Origin of the sequence: Halorarum halophilum (assembly GCF_013401515.1) — an archaeon.
GTDB lineage: Archaea > Halobacteriota > Halobacteria > Halobacteriales > Haloferacaceae > Halorarum > Halorarum halophilum.
The window spans coordinates 3380501-3406508 of record NZ_CP058529.1; the positions used below are offsets into that span (position 1 = coordinate 3380501).

The window sequence follows — 26008 nt, forward strand, 5'->3', positions numbered from 1 at the left end:
GAACAGCGACGTTTCCAAGGGAACGACTTAGAAGTGGTCGCCGGACTCGGTCGAGAACTGGAGGTCGCCGCCGCGGCCGCCCTCGACGGTGCTCGCCCCCATGTCCCCCGTGTCGGGCACCTTCACCTGCACGTCGTCGACCTCCTCGAAGTCCATGATGAGGTCGCGCTTGATGTTCTGTGCGGTGATGTCGGAGATGCCACAGCCCGAGCAGGTCCCCCCGAGTTCCACGACGACCAGTCCGGACTCCGGGTCGGCCTCGCGCACGACGCTCGTCCCGCCGTGCATCTGGATGATGGGCATCTGCCCGACCATCCACTCCTCCACGCGCTCAGCGAGGTCGTTCATTACCGAATCCTAGCGGTCCGAGCCTTGAAAGCTTGCGGTTCCACCGGGTTTCGGGGGCTCGAACGAAAGTGTCTCAGGGTTCTTCACGCCCCGCGAGCGCGCGCCACGCCGCGAGACCGAGTCCGCCGAGCGCGGCGGTCGCCCCGAACCCGGCCGCGGCGGCGGTGGAGGACGACTCCGTCCTCGTCGCGTCGGTCGGCGAGGACGTCGACGCCGACGGCGTGGTGGACGCGGTGGGATCGTCCGTGGCCGTCGAGGTGCCGGATTCCCGTAACGCGTCGGGGTCGCCGCCGGTTCCGGCCTCGTCGGGGAACGTCCACAGGCCCGCCGTTCCGTCGTCGGTGCCCATCGAGGGCGCGACGAACAGTTCGCCCGGCGTAACGACGGGGGCGGCCCAGAACCGCGTCGCGTCCGGGTCGACCCACCACGTCTCCTCCACGGGGTTCGACGGGTCGGAGACGTCGTGGCGCTTCACCCCGCCCTGGTACCACGAGGAGTACAGCGTCCCGTCGCGGAGTTCGAAGTTGTGCGCGGTCGTCCAGACGCCCGAGAAGGACGGGTCGGGCGTGGGCGGCGGCGAGACGGTCGACAGGTGCTCTGGTGCGCTCGGATCGGAGACGTCGTACAGGTCGATCCCACTCGGGCCGCCCTCGTACTCGCCGTCGACCTGCGCGCCCCAGGACTCCTTGCCCACCCCGAGGAGGTCGTTCGCCGGGTCGGTGGCGGCGTAGTGGTGGTTCCCCGGCGGGGAGAGCGACTCCCGTGCCGGCGGGTCGGCCAGCGCCTCCGGGTCGCTCGCGGGGATGGTTCCCACGTGCGAGGGCGCCGACGGGTCGCTCACGTCGAGGAGGTACGTTCCGGCGTCCCAGTACGCCAGCCCGGCGAGGCCGTCCCGCACCCACACGTCGTGGAGCGGACGGAGGTTCGAGCGCACGTCCCGCCAGGCGGGTTCGTGGTCCGTGAGCGACCAGCGGGCGAGTTCGGTCGGGTCGTCGCCGCTCGCGTCGACGACGACGAGCGGATTGCCGTCGACGCCGTTGGCGGTGAGATAGAGGGTCGACCCGTCGAGGAAGCAGTTGTGGATCGGGTAGTCGGTCGGGAAGAACGCGCGCTCCGTCGGGTTCGCGGGGTCGGAGACGTCCACGAGCAGCGCGCCAGCCGAGCCCTCGCGGACGGAGTTCGCCGGGCCGACGACAGCCAGCGTGTCGCCGGAGTGCTTCACGTCGTGGATCTGCCGCATCGCGCCGTCCTCTGTGTCGGCGCGGAGGTCTCGGCGCTCGGCGAGGACCGCGGGGTTCGCGGGGTCGGAGACGTCGACGACCCCGTAGCCGTCGGTGAGCGCGAGGTAGACGACGTCGCCGTCGGGGTCGACGACCGCCTCCTTCGTCCCGTCCAGTTCGAGGCGGCCGAGCGGTTCGTAGCCAGCGGAGCCGGTCGCCGTGCCGTCCTGTGCGGCTCCACGGCCGACGAACGGAACCGCCCCGAGGAACCCAACGCCTGCGCGGAGCGCGTCGCGTCGTCGCATACAGTGAATGTGACGCGGACGGGGATAGGGGTGGCGGAGGGGGCAGGTGACGGGCGGAACCGGCGGTGGAACGACGGATGACGGATCGGGCCGGCGTGGAAGAACGGGTGGCTGACTGTCCGCGTCTTACAGGCGGCTCCGGTCGCCGGTGCCGCCGGTGAGCGCCGAGGCGAGCGCCCCCTTCACGACCACGTCGTCGCCGAGTTCGGTGAGGCGCACGTCGGGGACGTTCGTGAACACCTGGCTCTCCAGGTGCTCCCTGACGTGGTCGACGACGAGTTCGGGGTTCTTCAGCGCGACCGCGCCGCCGACGAAGATGACGAGCGGGGCGTACGCGTGGACGATGTTCGTGACGCCGATGAGGTTCCACTGCTGTATGCGCTCGACGACGAGGTCCGCGAGCGGGTCCTCGCCGTGTGCCGTGAACACGTCGGCGGCGCCGAACTCCGCCGAGTCGACGGGGAGGTCCGTCGCCACGTCGGCCGTCTCGTGGAGGTGGCGGGCGTACTTCGGGACGTTCTCGCCCGAGCAGTACGCCTCCCAGTGGCCGTCGCGGCCGCAGCCGCACGTCATGGCGCCGTCGGGGTCGACGACGACGTGCCCGAACTCGCCCGCGTTGCCGTCCCACCCGGAGAGCACGTGCCCGTCGACGCAGACGCCGGTGCCGATGCCCGAGGAGACGGTGAGGTACACCATGTCGTCGGGGTTGCGCTCGCTGTGGAACCGCTCGCCGATGACGCCGGCGGCGGTGTCGTTGTGGAGGTGGATCTCGTCGGTGCCGAGCAGTTTCCCGAGGGGGCCGGTGAGCGGGATGCGGTCGACGGTGTCCGGGAAGTTGGCCGGGTTGTCGACCGCGCCGTCCGCGAGGTCGAACGGGCCGAAGGAGGCGACGCCCGCGGCGACCACGGTCTCCGGGTCGACGGCGGCCTCCTCGCAGGCGTCCCGGACCACGTCCAGGACCGCCTCGGTGATCGCGATTCCGGTCGGGCCGTTCGGCGTCGACCGGCGTGCTTTACCAAGGATCCGGGCCTCCTCGTCGCCGACGACGGCGCGGACGTTCGTCGCGCCGAGGTCGACGCCGACGTACGAAGCCATCACCACCATGCTCGCCGCGGCGATACGTAACGGTGCCGTTTCTCACCCGGCTTCGAGTGAATATTCATACGAGCTGACGGGCGCGCGAGCCAGGAGGATGTCGGGCCGCAGAACAGGACGGGGGACGTTCGCGGGCCGCTGGTCGTCAGGGGCGCCGGCGAGCGCTCACTCGCGCACGAACGTGACGGGGCACGGCGCGGACAGGAGGATCTCCTGGGCCGTGCTGCCGAAGACGGCCTTCCCGGTCGGGGAGCGCTTCCGCCCGCCGACGATGACGCGGTCGGCGCCGACCTCGCCGGCCAGGTCCGAGATGGCGCTGCCGGGGTCGCCGACGAGGCCACGGATCTCGAAGTCCACCCCGGCCGACTCGAGCTCGGACCGCGCGACGCGGACGCTCTCCAGCCGGCGGGTCACGTCGTCGGGCGATCCGCCGGTGATGTCGAGCTGGCCCAGCGCGTCGTCCACGGCCCCCTGCGTCGGGAAGGCGTGAGCTACGATGACTCGGGCGTCGGCCGAGGCGGCCAGGTCGACGGCGGCCTCGACCATTCGCTTCATCCGAGCGTCGTCGTCGCGACCGACCGCGAGCAGCACGGTTTCGATAGCCATACGCGGCGACTCGGACCCCTGTATGAAAAGGGTAGCGCCGGGTGGTCAGCGTTTTGTCATCGGCGGACGAGCGTGACGGTATGAACCCCGACCTGCGCGGGCGAACCGCGCTCGTCACCGGGAGCGCGGCGGGCATCGGTCGCGGCTTCGCGCTCGCGTGCGCCGAACACGGCGCGGACGTGGCCGTCCACTACCGGTCGAGCGGGACGGAGGCCGAGGCGACGGCCGAGGAGGCGCGCGAGCGCGGCGTCGAGGCGATCACGGTGCGTGGGGACGTGACGGATCCCGACGAGGTGGACGCCCTGTTCGCCGACGTCGAGGAACGGCTCGGCGCGGTGGACGTGCTCGTCAACAACGTCGGCGCCTTCGCACCCGAGCACTGGGCCGACATCGACTTCGAGCGGTGGCAGACAGTCCTGCACACGAACGTCAACGGGACGTACCTCTGTTCGAAGCGCGCGCTGCCGGGGATGCGCGAGTCGGGCTGGGGGCGCATCGTCAACGTCGGCTACGCCGGCAGTGAGAAGGGGCTGATCCACCCGAAGAACGCGCCGTACTTCATCGCCAAGACGGGCGTCCTGATGTTCACGCGGATGCTCGCGGCGGACACGGCCGACGACGGGATCACCGTCAACGCCGTCTCGCCGTACGTCGTCGAGACCTCCGACGCGTTCCCCGACGAGGCTCCCCGCGGCCGCTGGGCCGCCGTCGAGGACCTCGTGAACGTCCTGCTGTTCTACCTACAGGAGGAGTCGGGGTACGTCTCGGGCGAGAACGTGGAGGTCGACGGGGGTTATCTGCCGGAGAAGCTCTGATCCGGGTCGAGGATCGGACGTTCGCGGTAGGCGTGCCGGCGGACATCCGTCGCTGGCAGACGCGCGCTGCCCACACAAGCAGCGGAGTGTGGCGCTGAGAGGGACGAGCGTTCGGACACTTCGGTCAGCAGCGTCGTCGCTCCCGACCGAAGCCACTGCCGGAACGTACGACGGGGATCGGACCCGGAATCAGTAGTCGGGCGCGTCGTCCTCGACCTCGCGCTTCAGCGACTCGCGTCGCGACTTCGCGTCCCGGCCCGTCGCGTCGAGCAGGAAGGAGTTCTTCGCGTCGACCGCGTCGGCGGCGGCGTCGGCGTTCCCCTCGGCGATGACGTCCTCGGCCGGGCGCTCCTCGAAGTGGACCGCGAGCTTGTCCTTCTTGCCGGAGTAGGAGGCGGCCCCTGCGACGACGCGGTCGAACACGGGGTTCTCCGGCTCCTCGACGACGTAGAGCTCGTGGCCGTCGAACTCCTCGGTGCCCGCGACCGGGCCGAACCGCTTCTCGATCTCCCCCTTCAGGTCCGGCATACGTTCCTCGAGGTGCTCCCCGCGGCGCATCTTGTACTGTTTCATGACCGGCCGTTCGGCGGGGGGGCCTAAACGAGTTTCGTCAGACGCCGGGGCTGGTGTGGGACTGTCTCACAGCGCTTCAGCGACGTGCTCGGGACTCGGAGGCGGGACGGAACAGGGGGCCGGGTCGGCGCGTTACCTCGGTTGCGTCACTCGAGTTCGCGTTCCTCGATGTAGCCGCGCTTGCACTCGGGACAGATGTCGCCCGCGCGCATCGAGGAGGCGCCGACCGGCTCGCGCTTGCCGCAGTTCGGGCAGATGTACTCCATCTCCCGGTCGCCGGCGGTGGTGGTCAGTTCCACCTCGTGTGTCGCCGTCGGCTGCCGGGCCTGTCCGGTTCGGCGACCCTCGCCGCCACCGTTCCGGCTGCCGTTCTTCGCGTGCTTTGACGGAGTGGAGGTAGGTGCTCCGGACGACCGACTCGCCTGCGAGCCTGCCCCTTCGTCGGCCCCGGAACGGGATCGGGACGAGGTCGACGGACTCGACGACGACTCGACGAACTCGGCGTCCTCGTCGACCTCCGCGTTCGGGTTCACCCGCGGCGTGAGGTTGCCGTCAACCGTTACGTCCTCGTCGGGGCGCCCGTCGCCGACCTCGGCGTCGAACCCCTCGTCGTCGCCCTCCTGCTCGGGCCAGGGGGACGGGCCGTCGTCCGAGTCGTCGGCGGCGGCGTCCGCGTCGATGAACTCCACGTCCTCGTCCTCGGGGGCCGGGGTCCGCGTCTCGCGGTCGGGCTCCGGGCGGTCGGCGTCGGCGTTCGAGGCGCCGGTCGCCTGGTGGTCAGCCCCCGATCGATCGACGTCGGAGGCGATGCCGGTTCGGGCCTCCGTCGCCGCCGCGTCCTCGACGTCGCGTCTGCCGTCTGACCCGTCGCTCGGCGCGTCGTGTTCGGCCTCCGGGTCCGGCCAGCCGCCGGCCGCGTCGGGCCGGGTCTCACCCTCCGCCTCAGTGGGATGGGTCCTGTCCGAGTTCGGCCACTCGCCGTGGCCGCGCTCGCCCCCGGCCGACACGTCCGCCCCCGTCCCGGTCGAGCGGTCGGCCGACTCGTCCGCCGACCCCTCGTTCGTCGCGTCCGCGGGTCCCTCCCGGATGATCTCGGCGTCGTCCTCGACGGTCGGGTCGACGCTATCGGGGTCGCCGCGCGGGTGGTCGAAGCCGTCGTCCTCGGGCTCCGCCTCGTCGACGACGGCGTCCGTTCCGGTGGCGGCCTCGGGACCGCTCGAACTCTCGACGGACCCGGTCTCGGGCGCGACCACCGGGTCGTCGGTGTGCGTCGTCCCCCTGCTGTCGGCCTCCGATTCGGAGCGGCCGTCCGTATCGCCGCCGAACCGCCTGCTCAGCGAGGTGACCTCCGTGTTCTCGGCGACCACCTGCGTCTCGCCGCACCGCCGGCACTCCTTCACCTCCCGGATCGTGGTGATGACCTCGTCCCCCCGTTCTTCGCGCTCTCGCTCGGTCGTCGGCTCCGTGAAGTCGTGACCGAGCAGGCACCTGAGTCCCATTACCCACCACCACCGTCTTCGCGGACAAAAGGGTTCCTTCCCGTCTGACGCCCGACCGACGGAGCGCCGGTACACGTAAACCGCCGCCCGTCGAACCCCCCCAGCATGAAGGCGCGGTCCGAGTTCCGCGACAGGGCGGACGTGGAAGTCGCGGTCCTCGACGCCCTCGTCGCCAGGGCCGACGAGGGGATGACGGTCCTCGAACTGCGTTCGGGCGTGGACGCCGGCATCGACGAACTCGAGGACGCGCTCGCGACCCTGAAGGAGGACGGGCTCATCGAGGTCGACGACGACGGCGAGCGGGTCCGCATCTTCCCGGAGGAGCGCGTGATCCCGAATCCGGGGGAGGCGCCCGACGAGGAGGCGACCATCATCGACGTCATCCGCGACCGGTTCGGCCTCTGACCCGCGCGGGAACGGCGGCCCTTTTGCCGGAGGGGCACTATCGGTCCCCATGAGCCTCGTCGCGGACCTCCACGACGACCACGGCGCGACGTTCGAGGAGCGCGGCGGCCGCGAGGTCGTCGCCCACTACGGCCGGCCCGATAGCGCCGCCCGCGCGGTCAGGAACGGCGTCGGCGCCATCGAGATGGGCTACGGCGTCGTCGTCGTCGAGGGCGACGACCGCGTCGACTTCGTCGACAACGCGGTCTCCAACCGCGTCCCCGACTCCGACGGCGAGGGGACCTACTCGCTGCTGCTCGACCCCCAGGGCCGGATCGAGACGGACATGTACGTGTACAACGCCGGCGAGCGACTGCTCCTCTTCACGCCGCCCGACCGGGCGGAACCCCTCGTCGAGGACTGGTCCGGGAAGGTGTTCATCGACGACGTGGAGCTCCGCGACGCGAGCGCGGAGTTCGGCGTGTTCGGCGTCCACGGCGGCACCGCGACGGAGAAGATCGCGTCCGTCCTGAACGGCGCCGGCGCGCCCGAACCCGCGCTCTCGTTCGTTCGCGGGCGGATTGACGGCGGCCCCGAGGAGGATATCGGCGTCACGGTCGTCGCGACGGACGCGCCGCTGGGGGAGGAGGGGTACGAGGTCATCTGCGCGGCAGAGGACGCCCCCCACGTGTTCGACACGCTCCTGACGCGGGGGCTGAACGCGGCACCGTTCGGCTACCGGACCTGGGACGCGCTCACCCTCGAGGCGGGCACGCCGCAGTTCGAGCCCGAACTGCGCGGAAGGCTGCCGAACGTCGTCGGCCTCCGCAACGCGGTCGACTTCGAGAAGGGCTGTTTCGTCGGCCAGGAGGTCGTCTCGAAGGTAGAGAACCGCGGCCGGCCGAGCCAGCGGCTCGTCGGCCTCCAGCCCCAGGAACTCCCCGACTCCGGAGCGGCCGTCTTCGCCAGCGACAGCGCGGTCGGCGAGGTGACTCGCGCCGTCGAGTCGCCGACGCTCGACGCTCCCGTCGCGCTCGCGTTCGTCGACTTCGACTCCGACGGGAGCGACCTGACTATCCGCGTCGACGGCGACGAGGTAGCCGCCGAACGTATCGACCTCCCCTTCGTCGAGGGCAGCGCGGATTCGGCCCGACTCCCGGCGTACCCCGAGTGACAACCGGGGACGAAGCCGATTCTCTGGCGAGGGATGACCCGGCTGGCTTCCGGGTGGGAATGGAAGGGGCCGCTCGCTGACCGAGCCCCGACGACGCAAGCACCGCAAGAGCGAACCGAAGGTGAGCGATTGAGGAGCACAGCGAGTCGCGGCCGGTCAGCGAGCGGGGGCTTCCACGGGCTGCTCGGACGAGTTATCGCTCCACTGTTCGAGCGACTGGAACGGTAGTTAGACCGAATCCACTCGTACTCAGGAGAACAGCTTTCGAAGGTGCTCGCGCGAGAAGAACGAACTCGGCTCGTCCATGTGGACGCCGATCTCGCCCGAGAGCGCCCACAGTCCTGCGCGCTGGACCGGCTCCGGCAGCGAGTAGGCCCGCCGGATCCAGTGGCCGAACCGGATCTCCCGCTCCAGTTCGTCTCGCCACGCCGCCTCGTAGCGGGGGAGCGTCGTCGGGTCCTCCGGGTCCACCACGTCGGCGGCGACGTCGGCCGCGCGCATCCCGTAGAGGATGCCGCCGCCGGTGAACGGCTTGGTCTGGGCGGCGGCGTCGCCGACGAGGAACCCGCGCGTCGCGGTCGTCCGGTCGGGCGGCCCGATGGGGATGGCGCCCGAGCAGAAGTGGTCCGTCTCCACGTCGTATGCGTCGGTGAGCTCGTCGAACAGCTCGTTGACCTCGTGGCCGGGCGGGGCGGCGAGGCCGTACTCGACGCCGGCGTCGCCGCGTGGGATGCGCCAGGCGAAGAACCGCGGCGCGGTGAGGTGGACCGAGACGTAGTCGCCGTCGTCCGGCGTCTCGTCGAACGCGAGCACGCCGTGGAGCGTCTCGTCCGGCTCCGGGAGGCCGAGCCCTCGGCGGACCCGGGAGACTGGGCCGTCGGCGCCGACGACCATCCGCCCCTCGAAGGTGCGCTCTGCGCCGCCGACGCTGGCGGTGACGGCGACGTGGCCTGCACGCTCCTCGACGCTCGTGACGGTGTGGCCCTCGCGCACGTCCGCGCCGGCCTCCCGTGCGGCGTCCGCGAGCGTCCGGTCGAGTTGGACGCGGTCGATGACGTTCGACACCTCGTCGCGCTTGTAGAACCGGTAGCCGTCCTCGTCGGGGCCGCCGACGTGGAACTCCGCGCCGTACACGCGGTTCTGGAACAGGTCCTCGCGCGCCCCGTCAGGGACGTAGTTCCAGATGTCCGTGGAGACGTGGCCCGAGCAGGCGAGGGGGGTCCCGACCTCGCCCTTCTCCAGCGCGAGCACGTCGTACCTGGCCTCGGCGGCGCGCCGGGCGAAGCGCGCGCCGGCCGGGCCGACGCCGACCACGACGAAGTCGTACATACTTCCGGCTATGCGCGGAGGGAGATATGCCTCGTGGTTCACAACTGACAGGCGACACCCACGTCCGGCCGGGGGTGTGTCGCGCACCCGCTCGCCCCCGGCCGGCGATTCGCTACGTCATCGGGGGCGCTGGTCCCGGCATCCGCCTTGAAGTTGCGGGCGGACTGCCCTGCTCGACCGTCTACGGGAGGACGGCCAGTCCGCGGGCGGTCCGGTCGGTGAACCGGTCGGGCCACTCGATGTCGATCGCGTTCCACGAATCGCCCCCGTCACCCGTCTGAAACAGCCCTTGGTTCGACAGGGCGTAGAACTCGTCCGGTTCGCCCCGTGCGAGCACCGGCCGCGTGACGCCCTCGCCGAGGGGGAGGCCGCGGCCGTCGAGTCGTTCCCAGTCCTTGTCGCCCTCGCGGCGGTACACGTAGGTCTCGGCGCGTTCGGCCGTGTGGGCCTGGTACGCGCCGCGCGCGGCGGAGACGAGGACGCGGTCCGGATCGCCGGTTCCGCCGGGCTCCGTCCGACTCTCCGAGTCGCTCCGCGCATCGACCGCGACGCTCCAGCAGTACGTCCGATCCAGCCCGGACTGCGGGTGCGCCCAGGTGTCGCCGCCGTCGTCGGTCTCGGCGTAGCCGTCGCCCGCCGCGACCCAGGCACGTCCGGGCGCGTGCGGGTGGGTGGCGAGCGAGTGGTTGTCGATGCGGGCGTCCGGAACCCGGTCCTCCCACGTCGCGCCGCCGTCGTGGGTCTGGACCAGCGCGCCGGCCTCGATGGCGACGTACCAGTGGTCGGGGTCCGTGGGGTCCGGTTCGAGCCAGCGGACGTGGTGGGTGTCCGGGCGCGGGGGGAACGACCAGTCGTCGCTCGACGGGAGGTCGACGAGGCCGTCGAGGTGTTCCCACGAGTCGCCGCCGTCGGTGGAGCGGTACACCCGCGACGGCTCCGTGCCGGCCCACACCGTGCCGGGGTCGCGGTATGAGACCGCCGCGGCCATCACGGCGTCGTGGGGGAAGTCGTCGACGCGCTTGAACGTCCGCCCGCCGTCGGTCGAGCGGTGGAGGCCGGATTCGAAGGTGCCGACGAAGACCCGATCCGGGTCGTCGGGGTGGACGGCGACGCACTCCAGCGTGTGACCGTCGAGGGCCCTCGCGGTCGTCTCGCCCGCGTCGGGGTCGACCGTCAGGAAGCCGTTTCGGAGGGCGGCGTAGGCCGTGGTCATACCGTAACGTGTGCGGGACAGTCACAAAAGCCTCGCGTCGGTTTCCTGTCGCCCATCACGCCCGGGGCCGTGGGTCGTCGGCCCGTCGCCGGACGCCGACGACGTACGCGCCGGCGTACACGACCGCGAGGAACCCGAGACGGACGGCCGGTTCGCCGAGACCGCCGCCCACCGCGAACCAGTCGAGGAGGAACGCGAGCGGCAGGCCCGCCGTGATCGCCAGCGCCATCGTCCAGAAGAACATCGCGCCCAGCGGGCCGACGGACCAGCGTTCGAGCCAGTGGAGCGCCGCGAGCGGGACGGCCGCGAGACCGGCGAGGGGGAACGCCGTCCCGCTCGCGACGGCGTGAGGTGCGAGGAGTTCGAGCGCACCCGTGGCGGGCGCGAGGGCGAGGAGGAACCAGCCGCCGAGGGCGTACGCCAGGTCGCCGAGGCGACGGGACGGTATCGGAGGGGACACGGAAGCGGGGACGAGATCCGCCCTCAGTCGTCGGTCGCGGCGGGTACTTCGGCTTCTTCCGCGTCGTCGTCCCGCGCGGGGAGCCGGCGGTCCGCCCGCGGCCCCTCCATGTCGACGTCGGGGAGGTAGTCGCGGAGGTACTTCCCGGTGTAGGAGCCCTCGGTCCGGGCGACCTCCTCGGGGGTGCCGGTGGCGACGACCTCGCCGCCGCCCTCGCCGCCCTCGGGACCGAGGTCGAGGACGTTGTCGGCGTTCTTCACCAGGTCGAGTTCGTGCTCGATGACGACGACCGTGTTGCCCTTGTCGGCGAGCCGGTGGAGGACGTCGATGAGCTTCCGCTCGTCCTCCTTGTGGAGGCCGGTCGTCGGCTCGTCGAGCAGGTACAGCGTGTCGCCCGAGTCCTTCTTGCCGAGCTCCTCTGCGAGCTTGATCCGCTGGGCCTCGCCGCCCGAGAGCGTCGTCGAGGGCTGGCCGAGCCGCATGTAGTCGAGGCCGACGTCCTTCAAGAGGCCGAGCCGGCGTCGCAGACCGGTGTGGGACTCGAAGAAGTCGTACGCCTCCTCGACGGTCATGTCGAGCACGTCCGCGATGGTCGCGCCCTTGAACGTCACGTCGAGCGTCTCGTCGTTGTACCGCGCGCCGCCGCACTCCTCACAGGGGACGTACACGTCCGAGAGGAAGTTCATCTCGATCTTCACGGTGCCCTGGCCGCCACACTCCTCGCAGCGGCCGCCCTTGACGTTGAACGAGAACCGCCCCTTCTCGTAGCCGCGCTGGTTCGCGAGCTTCGTGTCCGCGAACAGCTCCCGGACGTAGTCGAACACGTCGGTGTACGTCGCGGGGTTCGAGCGCGGCGTGCGGCCGATGGGCGACTGGTCGATGAGCCGGACGCCCTCGATGTTGTCGGTGCCCTCGATGGCGTCGTGGTCGCCGGGGTCGACCTCGGTGTTGTCGTTCATCGTCCGGGCGAGCCCCTTGTACAGCACGTCGTGCATCAGGGTGGACTTGCCCGAGCCGGAGACGCCCGTGATGGCGGTGAACTGGCCGATGGGAACGTCCACGTCGACGTCCTTGAGGTTGTGCTGGCGCGCGCCCCTGATCGTCAGCGCGGCGTCGCTCTCGCGGCGCTCGGCGGGCACGTCGACGCCCTTCCGGCCGGCGAGGTAGTCGCCCGTGACCGACTCCTCGGACGCGACGATCTCGTCGAAGTTACCTTGCGCGACGACCTCGCCGCCGTGCTTGCCCGGCCCGGGGCCCATGTCGATGATCTCGTCGGCCCGGCGCATCGTCGCCTCGTCGTGCTCGACGACGATGAGCGTGTTACCGAGATCGCGCAGCCCCTCGAGCGTGTTCAGCAGGCGGTCGTTGTCGCGCTGGTGGAGGCCGATGGAGGGCTCGTCAAGCACGTAGAGCACCCCGACGAGGCCGGAGCCGACCTGCGTCGCCAGCCGGATGCGCTGGCTCTCGCCGCCCGAGAGCGTGGAGGCCTCGCGGTCGAGCGTGAGGTACTCCAGCCCGACCTCCTCCATGAAGCCGAGGCGCGCGCGGATCTCCTTCAGGATCTCCTCGGCGATGGTGCGCTCGCGGTCGGTGAGCGTCGCCTCCATCCCCTCGAAGTGCGCCAGCGCGTCGCCGATGGACATCCGGCTCACCTCGGCGATGCCGGTGTCCGCGAAGTACACGGAGCGGGACTGGGGTTTCAGTCGAGTCCCCTCGCAGGCCGGGCACTCGGTGACGGCCATGAAGTCCTCGATGTGCTCGCGGGTGCGGTCCGAGTCGGTCTCGATGTGCCGGCGCTCGAGGTTCGGGATGACGCCCTCGAACCGCTGGGTCTTCCGGCGGACCCCGTTACGGGTCTGCTGGCTGAACTCGACCTGCCGGTCGGTGCCGTAGAGGAACTGGCGCTTGACGTCCTCGTCGAGGTCCTCGAACGGCGTGGTCACGCTCACGCCGAAGTGCTCGGCGACGTTGTCGAGCCGCGTCCGGTAGTAGTTCCGGTTGTAGCTCCACGGCTCGAACACGTGCTTGATCGGCTTCGACTCGTCGCGGACGACGAGGTCCTCGTCGACCTCCTTCGTCGAGCCGATGCCCTCGCACTCCGGGCAGGCGCCGTGCGGGGAGTTGAACGAGAACGACCGCGTCTCGATCTCCGAGAAGTCGATGCCGCAGTGGGTGCACGCGAGCTCCTCGGAGAACTCGACGACGAGTCGCTCCGCCGCGTCTCCAGCCAGGTCGCCCGTCGAGCGCGCCTCGGTGCCGAGGTCGACGTCAGCCGGCGGGTCCGGCAGGATGACCTTCAGCACGCCGTCCGCCTCCTCCAGCGCCGTCTCGACGGAGTCGGTGATGCGCGAGCGGTCCTCCTCGCGGACCTTCACGCGGTCGACGATCACGTCGACGGTGTGGTCGTAGTTCTCGTCGAGGTCCGGCGTCTCGGTCGCGAGGTCGTACTCCTCGCCGTCGACCTCGACTCGGGCGTACCCCTCCGAGCGCAGTTCCTCGAACAGGTCCTCGAACGCGCCCTTCTGGTCGCGCACGACCGGCGCGGCGAGCTTCGCCCTTGTCCCCTCCGGGAGTTCGAACACCCGGCGGACCATCTGCTGGGCGGACTGCTCGCCCACTTCGCGGCCGCACTCGGGGCAGTGCGGTTGGCCGACCCGCGCGTACAGGAGCCGGAGATAGTCGTGGAGCTCGGTGACGGTGCCGACCGTCGAGCGGGGGTTGTTCGCGGCGTTCTTCTGGTCGATGGAGATCGCCGGCGAGAGCCCCTCGACGCTCTCGACCTGCGGCTTGTCCATCTGCCCGAGGAAGTTCCGGGCGTACGCCGACAGCGACTCGATGTAGCGACGCTGGCCCTCGGCGTACACAGTCTCGAACGCGAGCGACGACTTGCCCGATCCCGACAGGCCCGTGACGACGGTGAACTCCTCGCGCGGGATCTTCACGTCGAGGTCCTTGAGGTTGTGTTCCTCGGCCCCCGTGACCTCGATGAACTCCTTCGCCACTACCGCCCACCCCTCGTTCGCACCCGGTCTCTCATTACGACGAGGCAGGGCTCCGAGACACTTAACCGGCCCGTCCTCTCCTCGTGGAGCGTCTCGCTGTCGGAACCCCGTGACCGGCCGAATCCGCGTCCCGGGGCTCCCGGCGGAAAGATTCTTTACCATGGGTGTTCTTGTCACGGTTGTCAATGCCAGACACGAAACGTGGGCGCGAGCGTCAGGGCCGCAAGAAGCGCGAACAGCTGGAACGCCGTCTCAACCGGCGCGAGGTGGAGACGATCGACGACGAGGACGAGCCGGAGTACCCGCCCACGGAACTGGAGGCCGACCTCCTCTCGGCCGACGCGGAAGCCGACGACTGACCGATCGGAACAACGGCCCTTTTTGTCCGCCGCCGCGAAGGTGGCGACGATGCGGACCCACGCGAACTACGCCACCGTCTACGTCGGTGCGCAACTCTCCCCCGACGGCGTCCGCCTGGACCTCGACTGGGCCGACGCCGTCGGCGACGTCACCGACGAGTACGAGTTCGAAGTGCCGACGGACGAACCGAGCGACCCGTTCCTCGGCATCCAGGCGTTCGACGTCGGCGAGTACGGCCACGAGATCGTGCTCAACGGCGAGTCGCTCTCGGGGTTCGACATCCCGCCGAACGACGGCTGGCAATACTGGGCCGACTCCGTCACCGGGGTGTCGCTCGTCGAGGGGACGAACACGCTCGCGCTCGAACGGGACGGGGACACTGACGACGCGTTCGCCGTCGGGACCGTTCGAGTCCACTGGAAGGAGCCCGCGACCGAGGGCTTCCGCGCCGCGGACGTCGAGTAGTACTTAAAGAACCGCTTCGCCCCCGGTTCGGGTGACGTCGCGGCCGATCGCGTGGTATCCGTTAGCACGGTTGGCGCCCCTCGTGTCTTCGATTCTCGGCAGTATTCGATCGACCAGTTCGAGGAACCTCGGTCAGTCGGTACCCAAGGTTTTATGTAGAATCACAACCACACTCGCAGTTGACCATGAGTCAGCGACGGATGCAGGGTCAGCCCATGATCATCATGGGTGAGGACTCCCAGCGCGTGAAGGACAAGGACGCTCAGGAATACAACATCTCCGCGGCGCGCGCCGTCGCGGAGGCCGTGCGCTCGACGCTCGGCCCGAAAGGGATGGACAAGATGCTCGTCGATTCGATGGGCGACGTCACCATCACGAACGACGGTGTCACCATCCTCACCACGATGGACATCGACAACCCGACGGCCGAGATGATCATCGAGGTCGCCGAGACCCAGGAGGACGAGGCCGGCGACGGGACGACGACGGCCGTCGCCATCGCGGGCGAACTCCTCAAGAACGCCGAGGACCTCATCGACCAGGACATCCACCCGACGGCGATCACCTCGGGCTTCCACCTCGCGAGCGAACGCGCCCGAGCCGAGGTCGACGACCTCGCGGAGCGCGTCGACCCCGACGACGAGGAGCGCGTGAAGAAGGTCGCCGAGACCTCCATGACCGGCAAGGGCGCGGAGCTCGAGAAGGAGGTCCTCGCGGACCTCATCTACCGGGCGGTCAAGCAGGTCACCGTCGAGGCCGACGACGGGAGCAACGTCGTCGACATGGAGAACGTCGAGATCGAGACCCAGACCGGCCGCTCGGCCGGCGAGTCCCAGCTCCTCCAGGGCGCGGTCATCGACAAGGACCCGGTCCACGACGACATGCCGACGGCCGTCGACGACGCGAAGGTACTCCTGCTCAACGACCCCATCGAGGTCGAGGAGGCCGACGTCGACACCTCCGTCAACATCGAGTCCCCCGACCAGCTCCAGCAGTTCCTCGACCAGGAGGAGGACCAGCTCCGCGCGAAGGTCGAGGCCATCAAGCAGACCGGCGCGAACGTCGTCTTCTGCCAGAAGGGCATTGACGACATGGCCCAGCACTTCCTCGCGAAGGAGGGCATCCTCGCGGCCCGCCGCGTGAAGAAGTCCGACCTCCAGTTCCTCCAGAACATCCTCGACGCGGCCATCGTCTCGGACGTCGAGGCCGCCACCGAGGCCGACCTGGGGTACGGTTCGGTCAGCCGCGACGACGAGGACGAGCTGTTCTACGTCGAGGGCGGCGACGAGGCCCACGGCGTCACGCTCCTCCTGCGCGGCTCCACCGACCACGTCGTCGACGAGCTCGAGCGCGGCGTCCAGGACGCGCTCGACGTCGTCGCCACGACGGTCTCCGACGGCCGCGTGCTCCCCGGCGGCGGCGCCATCGAGGTCGAACTCGCCTCGCGGCTCCGCGACTTCGCCGACTCCGTCGAGGGTCGCGAGCAGCTCGCCGTCGAGGCGTTCGCCGACGCGCTGGAACTCGTCCCGCGCGTGCTCGCCGAGAACGCCGGGCTCGACTCCATCGACACGCTGGTCGACCTCCGGGCGGCCCACGAGGGCGGCGACGCCAACGCCGGGCTGAACGTGTTCTCGGGCGACATCGAGGACAGTTTCGAGGCCGGCGTCGTCGAGCCGGCCCACTCGAAGGAGCAGGCGCTTTCCAGCGCCACCGAGGCCGCGAACCTCGTGCTCAAGATCGACGACATCATCGCCGCGGGCGACCTCTCGACTGCGGGCGGCGACGACGAGGGCGGCGCCCCCGGCGGCGGTATGGGCGGCATGGGCGGCATGGGCGGCGCGATGTAAGCGCCGGCCAGGCACGTTCACACCCGGACCGATTCCGTATCGTCCCACGACCGATCGCGATTCTTTCGACCGTCCGACCGAACACCGCCAGCGTCGGGTCGGGCTGCCGAGCACCGACGGAGCGCGTGGCATCGACAGCGCGGAGTTTCGGTGGGTACTAATCCCGGCGGGCAAATTTTGCGGTCATGGAGACGCTGCTGCTCAACAGCGCCGCGGTTCACGAGAACGCCGAGATGGCCGAACTCGTCCCAGCCATCGAGGAGGCGTTCGCCGCCTACGAGCGCGGGAACGCCCAGATGCCGCCGAAGTCCTACATCGACCTCCCCGCCTACAACGGCGACTTCCGGTCGATGCCCGCCTACCTCGACGCCGGGGACTGGGACGCGGCCGGCGTGAAGTGGGTGAACGTCCACACCGACAACGAGGACGAGTACGACCTCCCGACGGTGATGGGGACGATGATCTACTCGGACCCGCGCAACGCCTTCCCGCTCGCCATCCTCGACGGGACGGAACTCACGATGAAGCGCACCGGCGCCGCCGCCGCGGTCGCCACGGACCACCTCGCCGTCGAGGACGCCCGCTCGCTCGGCATCGTCGGCGCCGGCGTCCAGTCGTACACGCAACTGGAGGCCATCGCCACGGTCCGGGAGATCGAGGAGGTGGTCGTCTCGGACCTCGACGAGGAGCGCGTCGCGCGCTTCATCGACACCTTCGAGGGGCGCTTCGACGTCCGCGCAGGCTCGATTGCCGACGCGGCGTCCTGCGACGTGCTCTCGACGGTGACGCCCGTCGAGTCCCCCATCGTCCCACGCGACGCGGTCGGCGAGCACACCCACGTCAACGCGATGGGTGCGGACGCGGAGGGGAAGCACGAACTCGCCGACGACCTCCTGCTGGACGCGAAACTCGTGATCGACGACTACGCGCAGACGACCCACTCGGGCGAGATCAACGTCCCCTACGCCGCCGGCATCCTGACGGACGACGACATCTACGGCGAACTCGGCGAGATCGTCGTCGGCGACAGGCAGGGTCGAACGGCGGCCGACGGCGTCACGGTCTTCGACTCGACGGGGCTCGCAATCCAGGACGTCGCTGCGGCCCACGTCGTGTACGAACACGCCGACGAGCGGGACAACGGCTACCCGTTCGACCTGCTCGGCCTCTCGGACTGACCGGTTCGGTGTTCTTCCGGTTCGAGCACCCGCGGTGACTACTCCTCGCTCGGGACGACGGCGTCGAGCACCTTCCCGACCAGCCAGACGACGATCAGGAACGGGAGCAGCGGCACCAGAAGGACGACGAGGCCCAGGAAGAGACTCCAGCCGATGAGGTTCATCTCCACGTCCTCGCGCCCCCTGTACCCGGGGGTCACCGTTCGGTAGGCCTTCCGGACGAGGCTCGGGTCCTCGGACTCCGCGGAGTCACTCATGTCCCGATAGTGGGTTTACTGGGCGAAAAAGGCTCTGTGGGGTCGCGTGGGCTTCGTGGGTGTGGCGATCGCTCGCTCTCGACTCGTTCGCCCCTCGCGAGCCTGTACTCGCCCCACGGAAGGGCCCACAGCCCACGGATCACACAGTACGGGCCGGCGAATCCGGCCGTCCTATCCCAGTTCTGCCACGAGGAGTCCGATCAGCAGGCCGGCGATCGCACCGACGGACGCCCAGAGGAGGGGGTTCCCGTCCGAGACGAACACCACGCCGACGGCCACCCCTGCGCCCGCTCCGAGCGCACCGATCTCCCCGGCCCGGTCGTCGGAGTCGATCTTCAGTATCCCCCCGCACTCACACGGCGAACTGAACTCCGTGCTCCGACCTAAACGTGCCACTGCTGGACGCGGCTCGATCTGCGGTCCCACCGACGTCGGTTACACAGTTCGATGGAAAGGGATATGGGCGGAAGCCGCCGTTCGTACGACAAGAGAATGTCCGAGGAGGGATACGACCACGCCGCGGTCGAGCGACGCTGGCAGGCGGCGTGGGACGACGCCGACGCGTACCGGACGCCCGACGAGGTGACGGACCCCACCTACGTGCTGGGGATGTACCCGTACCCGTCCGGACTGCTCCACATGGGCCACGTCCGCAACTACACTATCACCGACGCCTACGCCCGGTTCCGCCGGATGCGCGGCGACGACGTGCTCCACCCGATGGGGTGGGACGCGTTCGGCCTGCCCGCCGAGAACGCCGCCAAGGAGCGCGACACGAACCCCCGCGACTGGACGTTCGACTGCATCGAGACGATGAAGGGGCAGATGGAGTCGATGGGGTTCGGCTACGACTGGGACCGCGAGGTCACCACCTGCACGCCGGAGTACTACCGCTGGAACCAGTGGCTGTTCCGGGAGTTCCACGACCGGGAGCTGGTCGAGCGTGAGGCCGCCGAGGTCAACTGGTGTCCCACCTGCGAGACCGTGCTGGCCGACGAGCAGGTCGAGGGCGGGGATAGTTCCGAAGGCCCCGGGGCGCACGGCAACTGCTGGCGTTGCGGCACGACCGTCGAGCGCCGCGAACTGGAGCAGTGGTTCCTGCGGATCACCGAGTACGCCGACGAACTGAACGGGTACATCGACGACCTGGACGGCTGGCCCGACAGCGTCCGGCAGATGCAGCGCAACTGGATCGGCCGGCAGGAGGGCTCGCGCGTCTCCTTCGAGATCGGCGAGGCGCAAGGCGCCTCGAACGGACGCGGGGAGCGGAGCGAGCCGCGGGAGTACGGACCGGTCGAGGCGTTCACGACCCGGCTGGACACGATCTTCGGCGCGACGTTCTTCGCGCTGGCGCCCGACCACCCCGTCTCCGAGGCGGTCGCCGCCGAGGACGACGAGGTACGGCGGTTCGTCGAGGAGGAGGCCGACCCAGAGGGCGACGAGCCGAACGGCGTTCGGACCGACCTGACGGCCACCAACCCGGCCACGGGCGAGGAGGTCCCCGTCTTCGTCGCCGACTTCGTCCTCTCGGACGTGGGGACGGGCGCGCTGATGGGCGTCCCGGGCCACGACGACCGCGACCACGCGTTCGCCTCGAAGATGGGCGTCGACATCGTCCCCGTCGTCGCGCCCGAACCGGGGGGCGACTCCGACGGGGGAGACGGCGAGGCGCCGTCCGAACCCGACGTGAGCGAGTCCGCCTTCACCGACGACGGCGTCCTGGTGAACAGCGGCGAGTACAGCGGGCTGTCCTCGGCCGAAGCGCGGGAGGAACTGACGGCCGATATCGACTCGGCCGAGTTCCACACGCAGTACCGCCTGCGCGACTGGGGCATCTCCCGACAGCGCTACTGGGGGACGCCCATCCCGGTCGTCCACTGCGACGACTGCGGGCCCGTGCTGGTCCCCGAGGACGACCTGCCGGTCGAACTGCCGGAGTTCATCAACACGACCGGGAACCCGCTCGACGCCGCCGAAGAGTGGAAGCACGTCGACTGCCCGGAGTGCGGCGGCGACGCCGTCCGCGAGACGGACACGATGGACACGTTCGTCGACTCCTCGTGGTACTTCCTGCGGTACGTCTCGCCGGACCTGGAAGCGGCGCCGTTCGACGTGGACCGGGCGAACGACTGGATGCCCGTCGACCAGTACGTCGGCGGCATCGAGCACGCCGTGATGCACCTGCTGTACTCGCGGTTCGTCACGAAGGTCGTCGCTGACATGGACATGCTGGAGCACCGCGAGCCGTTCGAGAACCTGCTGGCCCAGGGGATGGTCCAGCTGGAGGGCGAGAAGATGTCCAAGTCGAAGGGGAACGTCGTCTCCCCTCAGCGCATCGTCGAGGAGTACGGCGCCGACACGGCCCGGCTGTTCATGATGCAGGCCGCCCAGCCCGAGCGCGCGTTCGACTGGTCCGAGGAGGGCGTCCGCTCGACGTACCGCTTCCTGACACGGCTGAAGCGGCTGGTCGGCGAGTTTGACCCCGAGGCGGCGGAGGGCGAGTTTGGCCCGATCGCGTCCTACGTCGAAAGCGAGACGGACGCGACGGTGTCGGCGGCGACCGCCGACTACGACGACCTGACGTTCAACACCTCGCTGCGGGAGACGCAGGAATTGGTCGGCACGCTGCGGGGCTACCGTGACCACGTCGAGGCGGTGCACGCCGACACCTTCCGCCGTGGGCTGGTGACGGCAGTGAAGCTACTCTCGCCGGTCGCGCCGCACGTGGCGGAGGAACTGTACGACGAACTGGGGCGCGAGGGCGGCGACAGCTTCGTCCTCGACGCCGACTGGCCAGAACCCGAGGGTGACGTGTCCGGGGCGGACGAGCGCCGCCGCCTGGTGGAGAACACCCGCGAGGACGTGCGCCAGATCGTCGACGTGGCTAGCATCGAGGACCCCGAGCGCATCGACGTCGTGGTCGCGCCCGAGTGGAAGCATCGCGCGCTGGAGATCGCCCTCGAGAGCGACGCGCCGAACCTCATCTCCGAGCTGATGCAGGAGGACGACATCCGCGAGAGGGGCGACGCGGCGGCCGCCTACGGCCAGGACCTGCAGAACGAGCGCGAGGCGCTCCGACCGGCGCTGTCGCCCGACCGCGAACACGGGGCGCTGGAGGAGGCGGCGTGGCTCGTCGAGCGCGAGTTCGACGCGCCCGTTCGCGTCCTGCGGGCGGAGGAGGCGGACGACGACGTGGCGCGGAAGGCGGAGCCGGGACGGCCAGCCATCGACATCGCCGAGTAACGTCCCCGTCCGCGGGGATTCTATGATGCAGGCGTGAGTGACGGATACGAAAAAACGGGGCTATTGGGAGGCCGACGACGGGGTTGGATTCGGTGGCGACCCCGATCAGTTCACGTCGATGCGGTGGTCGTCGTCGCCGTCATCGTCGACGTGGACCTTGGGGAGGGTGACGGTGAGCACGCCGTTTGTGTAGGTCGCGCTCGCCTCGTCCTCGTGGACCTCGTCGGGGAGGCCGATGCGGCGGCGGACGGACTCCGCGCGCCGCTCGCGGCGCACCCAGGCGCCCTCCTCGGACTCCTCGTCCTGCTCGATCGAGCGCTCGGCGGAGATGCTGAGCGTGTCGCCGCGGACGCTGAGGTCGATGTCCTCCTTGCTGAGGCCCGGCAGGTCGACCACGACGACGATCTCGTCGTCGTACTCGGCCACGTCGACGGCGGGGCCGTCGAGGCGGCGCATCTGGTCGATACCGCCCCAGGTCTCGTCGAACTGGCGGCTCATTCGGTCGAATACGCGGTTCATGTCGTCGAAGGGGGTCATGCGAGTCATCGTGTTATCACCGGGTGGTATAGAGGGCGCCTGAGATATTAAACGTAGCTGGACGCGGGATAGCTATTCGCACGCCTCCGGCGCTGTACCAGGTGGATGTGGGCAAAATCGGCTCGGCGGGTCGTCGGCTCACTCGACGTCGATGTGGGTTCCGTCCTCGTCGCCGCCCCCCGCCTTCGGCAGGGTGACGGTGAGTACGCCGTTGTTGTACGTCGCGTCGGCCTCCTCCTCGACCACGTCGGCGGGGAGCTTGAGGCGGCGCGTCACGTGCCGGTGGGAACGCTCACGTCGGTGGTAGCGCCGGTCGCTCTCGTCCCCGCTCTCATCCTCGGTTTCCTCCTCGTGTTCCGCCGAGAGGGTGAGTTCCCGGTTCGCGACGCTTACGCTGATCTCCGACGAACTGAACCCCGGAAGGTCGGCGACGACCGTGACCTCGTCGTCAGTCTCGGCCACGTCCACGTCCACGTCGCCGACGAACTCGCCCTCGAGCTGCCGGCCGAACTGCTCCAGCTCCTGGTTCATCCGATCGAACATTCTCTCGATGTCCTCGAAGGGGTTCCGTTGCGGCATGGGCGTATATCGGCCGCGATTCCCCTTCAATCTTGTCGCTGCCAGGGGGACGGATTGGGGACCTTCAAACACGATCGGGACGCAGCGTCCCCGTGACGTGAGAGTGGCCCTGCGGCGTCGCGCGGTTGCGCTTCGCGTCGAACCCGACATCGACGCGAGGGATGCGGCACAGCGCCGTAGGGAACCGAGGTGTCGCCTGTTCGTCCCAACTGTCGAGGAGTCGTAGCATCGTCACCCGGAGAACATCGCGTCCGTGAGCCCCCGTTTCCGCCTGCCTCCTCCCTTCACTCGATGACGTGTTCAGTGTCGTACGAGCCGAGCACGCGGACCCAGCCGTTCGCCACGATTTCCTCCACCTCGGCGATCGCCGCCTTGGTTCGCTCCTCGTAGAGTCCCGCCTCGAAGTCGATGTGGAAGAGGTAATCGCCCAGCCTGTCGCCGCTCGGGCGCGACTCGATGCGGGTGAGGTTGATGTCACGGTCCGCGAACGCCTCGAGGACCTCGAGCAGGAGCCCCGGGTAGTTCGCGCTCGGGTAGACCACGACCGACGTCTTCCCGCCCGCGTCGGAGCGTTCCGACTCGGGCGCGATGACGAGGAACCGGGTCGCGTTCGACGAACGGTCCTGGATGTCCTCGGCGAGCACCTGCAGCGTCTTCCCCTCGCCCGACGGCTCCGCCGTGGCCGGGTGTCCGATGCCCGCCACGTCGGGGTCCTCCCGCGCCCGCTCGACCCCGCGGGCCGTGGAGGCGACCGCCTCGGGGGTCGCGTTCGGGTACTCCCGCTCCAGGTAGTCGCGACACTGGGCGAGCGCCTGCGAGTGGGACGCGACGATCGAGAAGTTCTCCGACTGGGCGAGCAGCGCGTGGCGGACGGGCGTGACGACCTCGCGGACGACCGCGACGTCCGCCTCGGTGAGGGCGTCGAGGCTCTCGGAGACGCTCCCTTCGATGCTGTTCTCGACCGGGACGACGCCGCGCTCGGCCTCGCCGTCGGCGACGGCGTCGACGATGGCCGAGACGGACTCGCGGAACGACACGTCGTCGGCCACGGACCGGGCCGCACGGTGTGAGTAGGTCCCTACCGGTCCGAGGGTGACTACCTGCATGCCCCACGCTGGGCCGGGGCCGAGGATAAGCCCTCGGGTACGAGCGGAGGCGCGAGCTACTGCTCCACGCAGTAGTCCACGAAGTTCCGGAGGATGCGCAGGCCGGTCTCGCCGCTCTTCTCGGGGTGGAACTGCGTGCCGAACACGTTGCCGGCCTCGTTCGCGACGATGGCCGGGAACCGTCTTCCGTAGTCGGTGCTGGCCATGACCGCGTCGTCGTCGTCCGGTTCGGCGTAGTAGGAGTGGACGAAGTAGGCGTACTTCCCGTCGACGCCCTCGACGACCGGGTGGTCCCGTTCGACCGAGAGGTCGTTCCAGCCCATGTGTGGCACCGTCTCCACGTCGCGGAAGCGGACGTTCCTGCCGGGGATCAGGTCCAGCCCGGTCACGTCGCCCTGCCCGGCGCGCTCGGCCTCCTCGCTGGAGGTGAGCAGCATCTGCATCCCCAGACAGATGCCGAACAGCGGTCGGCCCGCCTCGGCGTGTTCGGTCAGCGCGTCGCGGTAGGGCCCGGCGTTCTCCATTCCCTCGCGGAAGGCGCCGACGCCCGGCAGGACGACGCCGTCGGCCGCCGCGAACGCCTCAGGGTCGTCGGTGATCGTCACGTCCGCACCGGCCCGTTCGAGCCCGCGCGTGGCGCTCCGGAGGTTTCCAAGCCCGTAGTCCACGACGACGATGTCGGCTCGGCTGTTCACGGGAAATCTACCCGGCGGAAGAATAAGTAGGCGTCCTTTCCGGCACCGCTCCGGGTCACGTTGCGGTCGTGAGTCGCGCGACCCGGTCTACGGTCGTTCAGAACCGGTCACGGAGCTCCGCGCGGAGGTCCGACACGTCGAGGTCCTTCATCGCGAGCAGGACGAGCAGGTGGTAGACGAGGTCGGCGCTCTCGGCGGTCAGCGCCTCGTCGTCGTCGTCCTTCGCCGCGAGGATCGTCTCGGTGGCCTCCTCACCGAGCTTCTCGAGCACCGCGTTCTCCCCCTTCTCGTGGGTGAACAGCGAGGCGGTGTAGGAGCCCTCCGGGAGCTCCGCCCTGCGCGACTCGATGGTGGCGAACAGGTCGTCGAGGACGGCGGCGTCTCCCGTGCGGGTCGAACCGGTCGCGTCGTTCCCGGTCGCGTCGTCCTCGGTTCCGTCGTCCCCGACGGGTTCGACGGGGTCGCTCATTCGGCCGCCTCCGCGCCCACGTCGACGTCGCTCCCGGCGTACTCCTGCGCGAAGAACGCCAGGTCGTGGATGCGGGCGTCGTCGGTGAGTTCGGGGTGGAACGAGGTGCCGACGACCGGCCCCTGCTTCACGGCGACCGGGTCGCCGTTCCACTCGGCCAGCACCTCGACGTCGCCGCCGACTTCGTCGATGACGGGTGCGCGGATGAACACGGCCGGGAACGGCTCGTCGAGCCCGGTCACGTCGAGGGGTGCCTCGAAGGAGTCCGCCTGTCGGCCGAACGCGTTCCGGTCGACGGTCACGTCGAGCAGGTCGATGGTGTCGACGCGCTCGTCCTTCGCGTCGCGGGAGGCGACGATGAGCCCCGCGCAGGTCGCGAGCACGGGTTTCCCCTCGTGGACGTGGACGGTGATCTCCTCGTCGATGCCCTCCTCGCGGAGCAGCCGCGAGATGGTGGTCGACTCCCCGCCCGGCATGAGGAGCACGTCGCAGTCGGGGACGATCCCGGCCTCGCGGATCTCGACCACGTCGGCGTCGACGCCGTGGCTCGCGGCGGCGCGACGGACCGCGTCCGCGTGTTCGGAGACGTCGCCCTGGACGGCGATGACGCCTGCCTTCATACTACGGGGTCGGCGGCAGGCGCGGGAAAAGGTATCGTTCGTTCGGGCGTATCGCGCCGTTCGCTCGGAGCCGAGTCCCGGGCGCTCAGAACGCGAAGTTGAGGAGGATGATCATGACGCCGAAGAGGACGCCGAAGGCGACCACGGTCTTCGGGTCGATGCGGATGGCGTTTCGGTCCTCGGCGTCGAAGTAGCGGACGAGTCCCGCGCTGGACATGAGTCCGCCACTGTTCTGTCCACTGCTCATGTGCGGGGCGACGAGTGTGTCCTGCCTAAGCCTTTCGACTCGGCGACCGAGTTCCGGCTGAACTGCCCCGGTGAGTAACCCTTATGCGCGGCCCGCCGAAAGTGCGGGCCGTCATGAGCGTCCGACTCAAGGACTTCTACGCGGACTGGTGTGGCCCGTGCAAGACGCAGGACCCCATCCTCGAGGAGCTCGAGGAGGAGTACCCCGACGTCGACTTCGAGAAAGTGGACGTCGAGGAGGAACAGGACATCGCCAACCAGTACCAGGTCCGGTCGCTCCCGACGCTCGTCGTCGAGAACGACGACGGCGTGGTGGAGCGGTTCGTGGGCGTGACCCAGCGCGAGGACATCGAGGAGGCGCTCTCGTCCGCTGGGGCCTGATT

At 69.7% G+C, this 26008-nt stretch carries 28 protein-coding genes; 9 read left to right on the top strand and 19 right to left on the bottom strand.

The features are described 5' to 3' along the window. Positions 1 to 27: 27 nt before the first annotated feature. From HUG10_RS16765 to HUG10_RS16780, 4 genes are all read right to left on the bottom strand, one after another. Entirely contained in the window at positions 28 to 348 is a 321-nt protein-coding gene (locus HUG10_RS16765) for a NifU family protein (protein WP_179170652.1), read from the bottom strand. Positions 349 to 421: 73 nt separating this feature from the next. Next, complete coding sequence (locus HUG10_RS16770; RefSeq protein WP_179170653.1) at positions 422 to 1873, bottom strand: LVIVD repeat-containing protein; 1452 nt, start codon at positions 1871 to 1873, stop codon at positions 422 to 424. 126 nt (positions 1874 to 1999) lie between these two features. Beyond that, positions 2000 to 2968, bottom strand: coding sequence for an ROK family protein (locus HUG10_RS16775; protein WP_179170654.1), 969 nt, complete (start codon positions 2966 to 2968; stop codon positions 2000 to 2002). Between the two features lie 165 nt (positions 2969 to 3133). Continuing rightward, positions 3134 to 3574 carry a universal stress protein gene (locus HUG10_RS16780; RefSeq protein WP_179170655.1) on the bottom strand — a complete coding sequence of 147 codons (441 nt, stop codon included), beginning with the start codon at positions 3572 to 3574 and terminating at the stop codon, positions 3134 to 3136. 80 nt (positions 3575 to 3654) lie between these two features. On the opposite strand from HUG10_RS16780, the gene HUG10_RS16785 reads away from it, so the two are divergent. Further along, entirely contained in the window at positions 3655 to 4389 is a 735-nt protein-coding gene (locus HUG10_RS16785; RefSeq protein ID WP_179170656.1) for an SDR family NAD(P)-dependent oxidoreductase, read from the top strand. 189 nt (positions 4390 to 4578) lie between these two features. Here the strand turns inward: HUG10_RS16785 and HUG10_RS16790 are convergent, their stop codons facing one another. Together HUG10_RS16790 and HUG10_RS16795 are read right to left on the bottom strand one after the other, a co-directional pair. After that, complete coding sequence (locus HUG10_RS16790; RefSeq protein WP_179170657.1) at positions 4579 to 4962, bottom strand: DUF5611 family protein; 384 nt, start codon at positions 4960 to 4962, stop codon at positions 4579 to 4581. Positions 4963 to 5108: 146 nt separating this feature from the next. Further along, entirely contained in the window at positions 5109 to 6461 is a 1353-nt protein-coding gene (locus HUG10_RS16795; RefSeq protein WP_179170658.1) for a DUF7093 family protein, read from the bottom strand. A 105-nt stretch (positions 6462 to 6566) separates the two neighbouring features. Between HUG10_RS16795 and HUG10_RS16800 the strand changes: the two genes are divergently transcribed. Then, complete coding sequence (locus HUG10_RS16800) at positions 6567 to 6866, top strand: DUF6432 family protein (protein ID WP_179170659.1); 300 nt, start codon at positions 6567 to 6569, stop codon at positions 6864 to 6866. A 49-nt stretch (positions 6867 to 6915) separates the two neighbouring features. Then, a complete protein-coding gene (gene ygfZ, locus HUG10_RS16805; protein WP_179170660.1) occupies positions 6916 to 8019 on the top strand; it encodes a CAF17-like 4Fe-4S cluster assembly/insertion protein YgfZ in 1104 nt (367 codons plus the stop codon). A 249-nt stretch (positions 8020 to 8268) separates the two neighbouring features. On the opposite strand, the gene HUG10_RS16810 is transcribed toward ygfZ, so the two are convergent. The 4 genes from HUG10_RS16810 to uvrA form a co-directional block, all read right to left on the bottom strand. Next, complete coding sequence (locus HUG10_RS16810; protein WP_179170661.1) at positions 8269 to 9348, bottom strand: geranylgeranyl reductase family protein; 1080 nt, start codon at positions 9346 to 9348, stop codon at positions 8269 to 8271. A 181-nt stretch (positions 9349 to 9529) separates the two neighbouring features. Then, on the bottom strand, positions 9530 to 10561 hold the full coding sequence (locus HUG10_RS16815; protein WP_179170662.1) for a WD40/YVTN/BNR-like repeat-containing protein: 1032 nt from the start codon (positions 10559 to 10561) through the stop codon (positions 9530 to 9532). A 55-nt stretch (positions 10562 to 10616) separates the two neighbouring features. Beyond that, positions 10617 to 11021 (bottom strand): hypothetical protein, encoded by a 405-nt coding sequence (locus HUG10_RS16820; RefSeq protein ID WP_179170663.1) that lies wholly within the window; start codon positions 11019 to 11021, stop codon positions 10617 to 10619. Between the two features lie 23 nt (positions 11022 to 11044). Then, positions 11045 to 14023: an excinuclease ABC subunit UvrA gene (gene uvrA, locus HUG10_RS16825; RefSeq protein WP_179170664.1), complete on the bottom strand. Its 2979-nt coding sequence runs from the start codon at positions 14021 to 14023 to the stop codon at positions 11045 to 11047. A 185-nt stretch (positions 14024 to 14208) separates the two neighbouring features. Between uvrA and HUG10_RS16830 the strand changes: the two genes are divergently transcribed. The 4 genes from HUG10_RS16830 (at position 14209) to HUG10_RS16845 (ending at position 17873) form a co-directional block, all read left to right on the top strand. Continuing rightward, the gene (locus HUG10_RS16830; RefSeq protein ID WP_179170665.1) at positions 14209 to 14382 is read left to right on the top strand and encodes a hypothetical protein; all 174 of its coding nucleotides are present in this window, start codon (positions 14209 to 14211) and stop codon (positions 14380 to 14382) included. Positions 14383 to 14431: 49 nt separating this feature from the next. Next, positions 14432 to 14848, top strand: a complete 417-nt coding sequence (locus HUG10_RS16835; RefSeq protein ID WP_179170666.1) for a DUF7383 domain-containing protein — start codon at positions 14432 to 14434, stop codon at positions 14846 to 14848. Positions 14849 to 15033: 185 nt separating this feature from the next. Then, complete coding sequence (gene thsB / locus HUG10_RS16840; RefSeq protein WP_394354976.1) at positions 15034 to 16695, top strand: thermosome subunit beta; 1662 nt, start codon at positions 15034 to 15036, stop codon at positions 16693 to 16695. Between the two features lie 185 nt (positions 16696 to 16880). Continuing rightward, positions 16881 to 17873, top strand: a complete 993-nt coding sequence (locus tag HUG10_RS16845) for an ornithine cyclodeaminase family protein (RefSeq protein ID WP_179170667.1) — start codon at positions 16881 to 16883, stop codon at positions 17871 to 17873. A gap of 38 nt (positions 17874 to 17911) precedes the next feature. Here the strand turns inward: HUG10_RS16845 and HUG10_RS16850 are convergent, their stop codons facing one another. Both HUG10_RS16850 and HUG10_RS16855 read right to left on the bottom strand, forming a co-directional pair. Beyond that, positions 17912 to 18130 (bottom strand): DUF7535 family protein, encoded by a 219-nt coding sequence (locus HUG10_RS16850; RefSeq protein WP_179170668.1) that lies wholly within the window; start codon positions 18128 to 18130, stop codon positions 17912 to 17914. A gap of 171 nt (positions 18131 to 18301) precedes the next feature. Further along, on the bottom strand, positions 18302 to 18526 hold the full coding sequence (locus HUG10_RS16855) for a hypothetical protein (RefSeq protein WP_179170669.1): 225 nt from the start codon (positions 18524 to 18526) through the stop codon (positions 18302 to 18304). A 96-nt stretch (positions 18527 to 18622) separates the two neighbouring features. On the opposite strand from HUG10_RS16855, the gene leuS reads away from it, so the two are divergent. Next, positions 18623 to 21373: a leucine--tRNA ligase gene (gene leuS / locus HUG10_RS16860; protein WP_179170670.1), complete on the top strand. Its 2751-nt coding sequence runs from the start codon at positions 18623 to 18625 to the stop codon at positions 21371 to 21373. 105 nt (positions 21374 to 21478) lie between these two features. On the opposite strand, the gene hsp14 is transcribed toward leuS, so the two are convergent. The 7 genes from hsp14 to HUG10_RS16895 form a co-directional block, all read right to left on the bottom strand. Beyond that, on the bottom strand, positions 21479 to 21919 hold the full coding sequence (gene hsp14, locus HUG10_RS16865) for an archaeal heat shock protein Hsp14 (protein WP_179170671.1): 441 nt from the start codon (positions 21917 to 21919) through the stop codon (positions 21479 to 21481). Between the two features lie 129 nt (positions 21920 to 22048). Next, the gene (locus HUG10_RS16870) at positions 22049 to 22489 is read right to left on the bottom strand and encodes an Hsp20/alpha crystallin family protein (RefSeq protein ID WP_179170672.1); all 441 of its coding nucleotides are present in this window, start codon (positions 22487 to 22489) and stop codon (positions 22049 to 22051) included. Positions 22490 to 22773: 284 nt separating this feature from the next. After that, the gene (gene pheA / locus HUG10_RS16875) at positions 22774 to 23595 is read right to left on the bottom strand and encodes a prephenate dehydratase (RefSeq protein ID WP_179170673.1); all 822 of its coding nucleotides are present in this window, start codon (positions 23593 to 23595) and stop codon (positions 22774 to 22776) included. 56 nt (positions 23596 to 23651) lie between these two features. Further along, complete coding sequence (gene hisH / locus HUG10_RS16880) at positions 23652 to 24290, bottom strand: imidazole glycerol phosphate synthase subunit HisH (RefSeq protein ID WP_179170674.1); 639 nt, start codon at positions 24288 to 24290, stop codon at positions 23652 to 23654. A 97-nt stretch (positions 24291 to 24387) separates the two neighbouring features. Beyond that, the gene (hisE, locus tag HUG10_RS16885; protein WP_179170675.1) at positions 24388 to 24759 is read right to left on the bottom strand and encodes a phosphoribosyl-ATP diphosphatase; all 372 of its coding nucleotides are present in this window, start codon (positions 24757 to 24759) and stop codon (positions 24388 to 24390) included. After that, positions 24756 to 25379 carry a pyridoxal 5'-phosphate synthase glutaminase subunit PdxT gene (gene pdxT / locus HUG10_RS16890; protein WP_179170676.1) on the bottom strand — a complete coding sequence of 208 codons (624 nt, stop codon included), beginning with the start codon at positions 25377 to 25379 and terminating at the stop codon, positions 24756 to 24758. Before pdxT ends, hisE begins: the two co-directional genes overlap by 4 nt. An 85-nt stretch (positions 25380 to 25464) precedes the next feature. Further along, complete coding sequence (locus HUG10_RS16895) at positions 25465 to 25626, bottom strand: preprotein translocase subunit Sec61beta (RefSeq protein ID WP_179170677.1); 162 nt, start codon at positions 25624 to 25626, stop codon at positions 25465 to 25467. Between the two features lie 113 nt (positions 25627 to 25739). Between HUG10_RS16895 and HUG10_RS16900 the strand changes: the two genes are divergently transcribed. Beyond that, on the top strand, positions 25740 to 26006 hold the full coding sequence (locus HUG10_RS16900) for a thioredoxin family protein (protein WP_179170678.1): 267 nt from the start codon (positions 25740 to 25742) through the stop codon (positions 26004 to 26006). Positions 26007 to 26008: the final 2 nt, after the last annotated feature.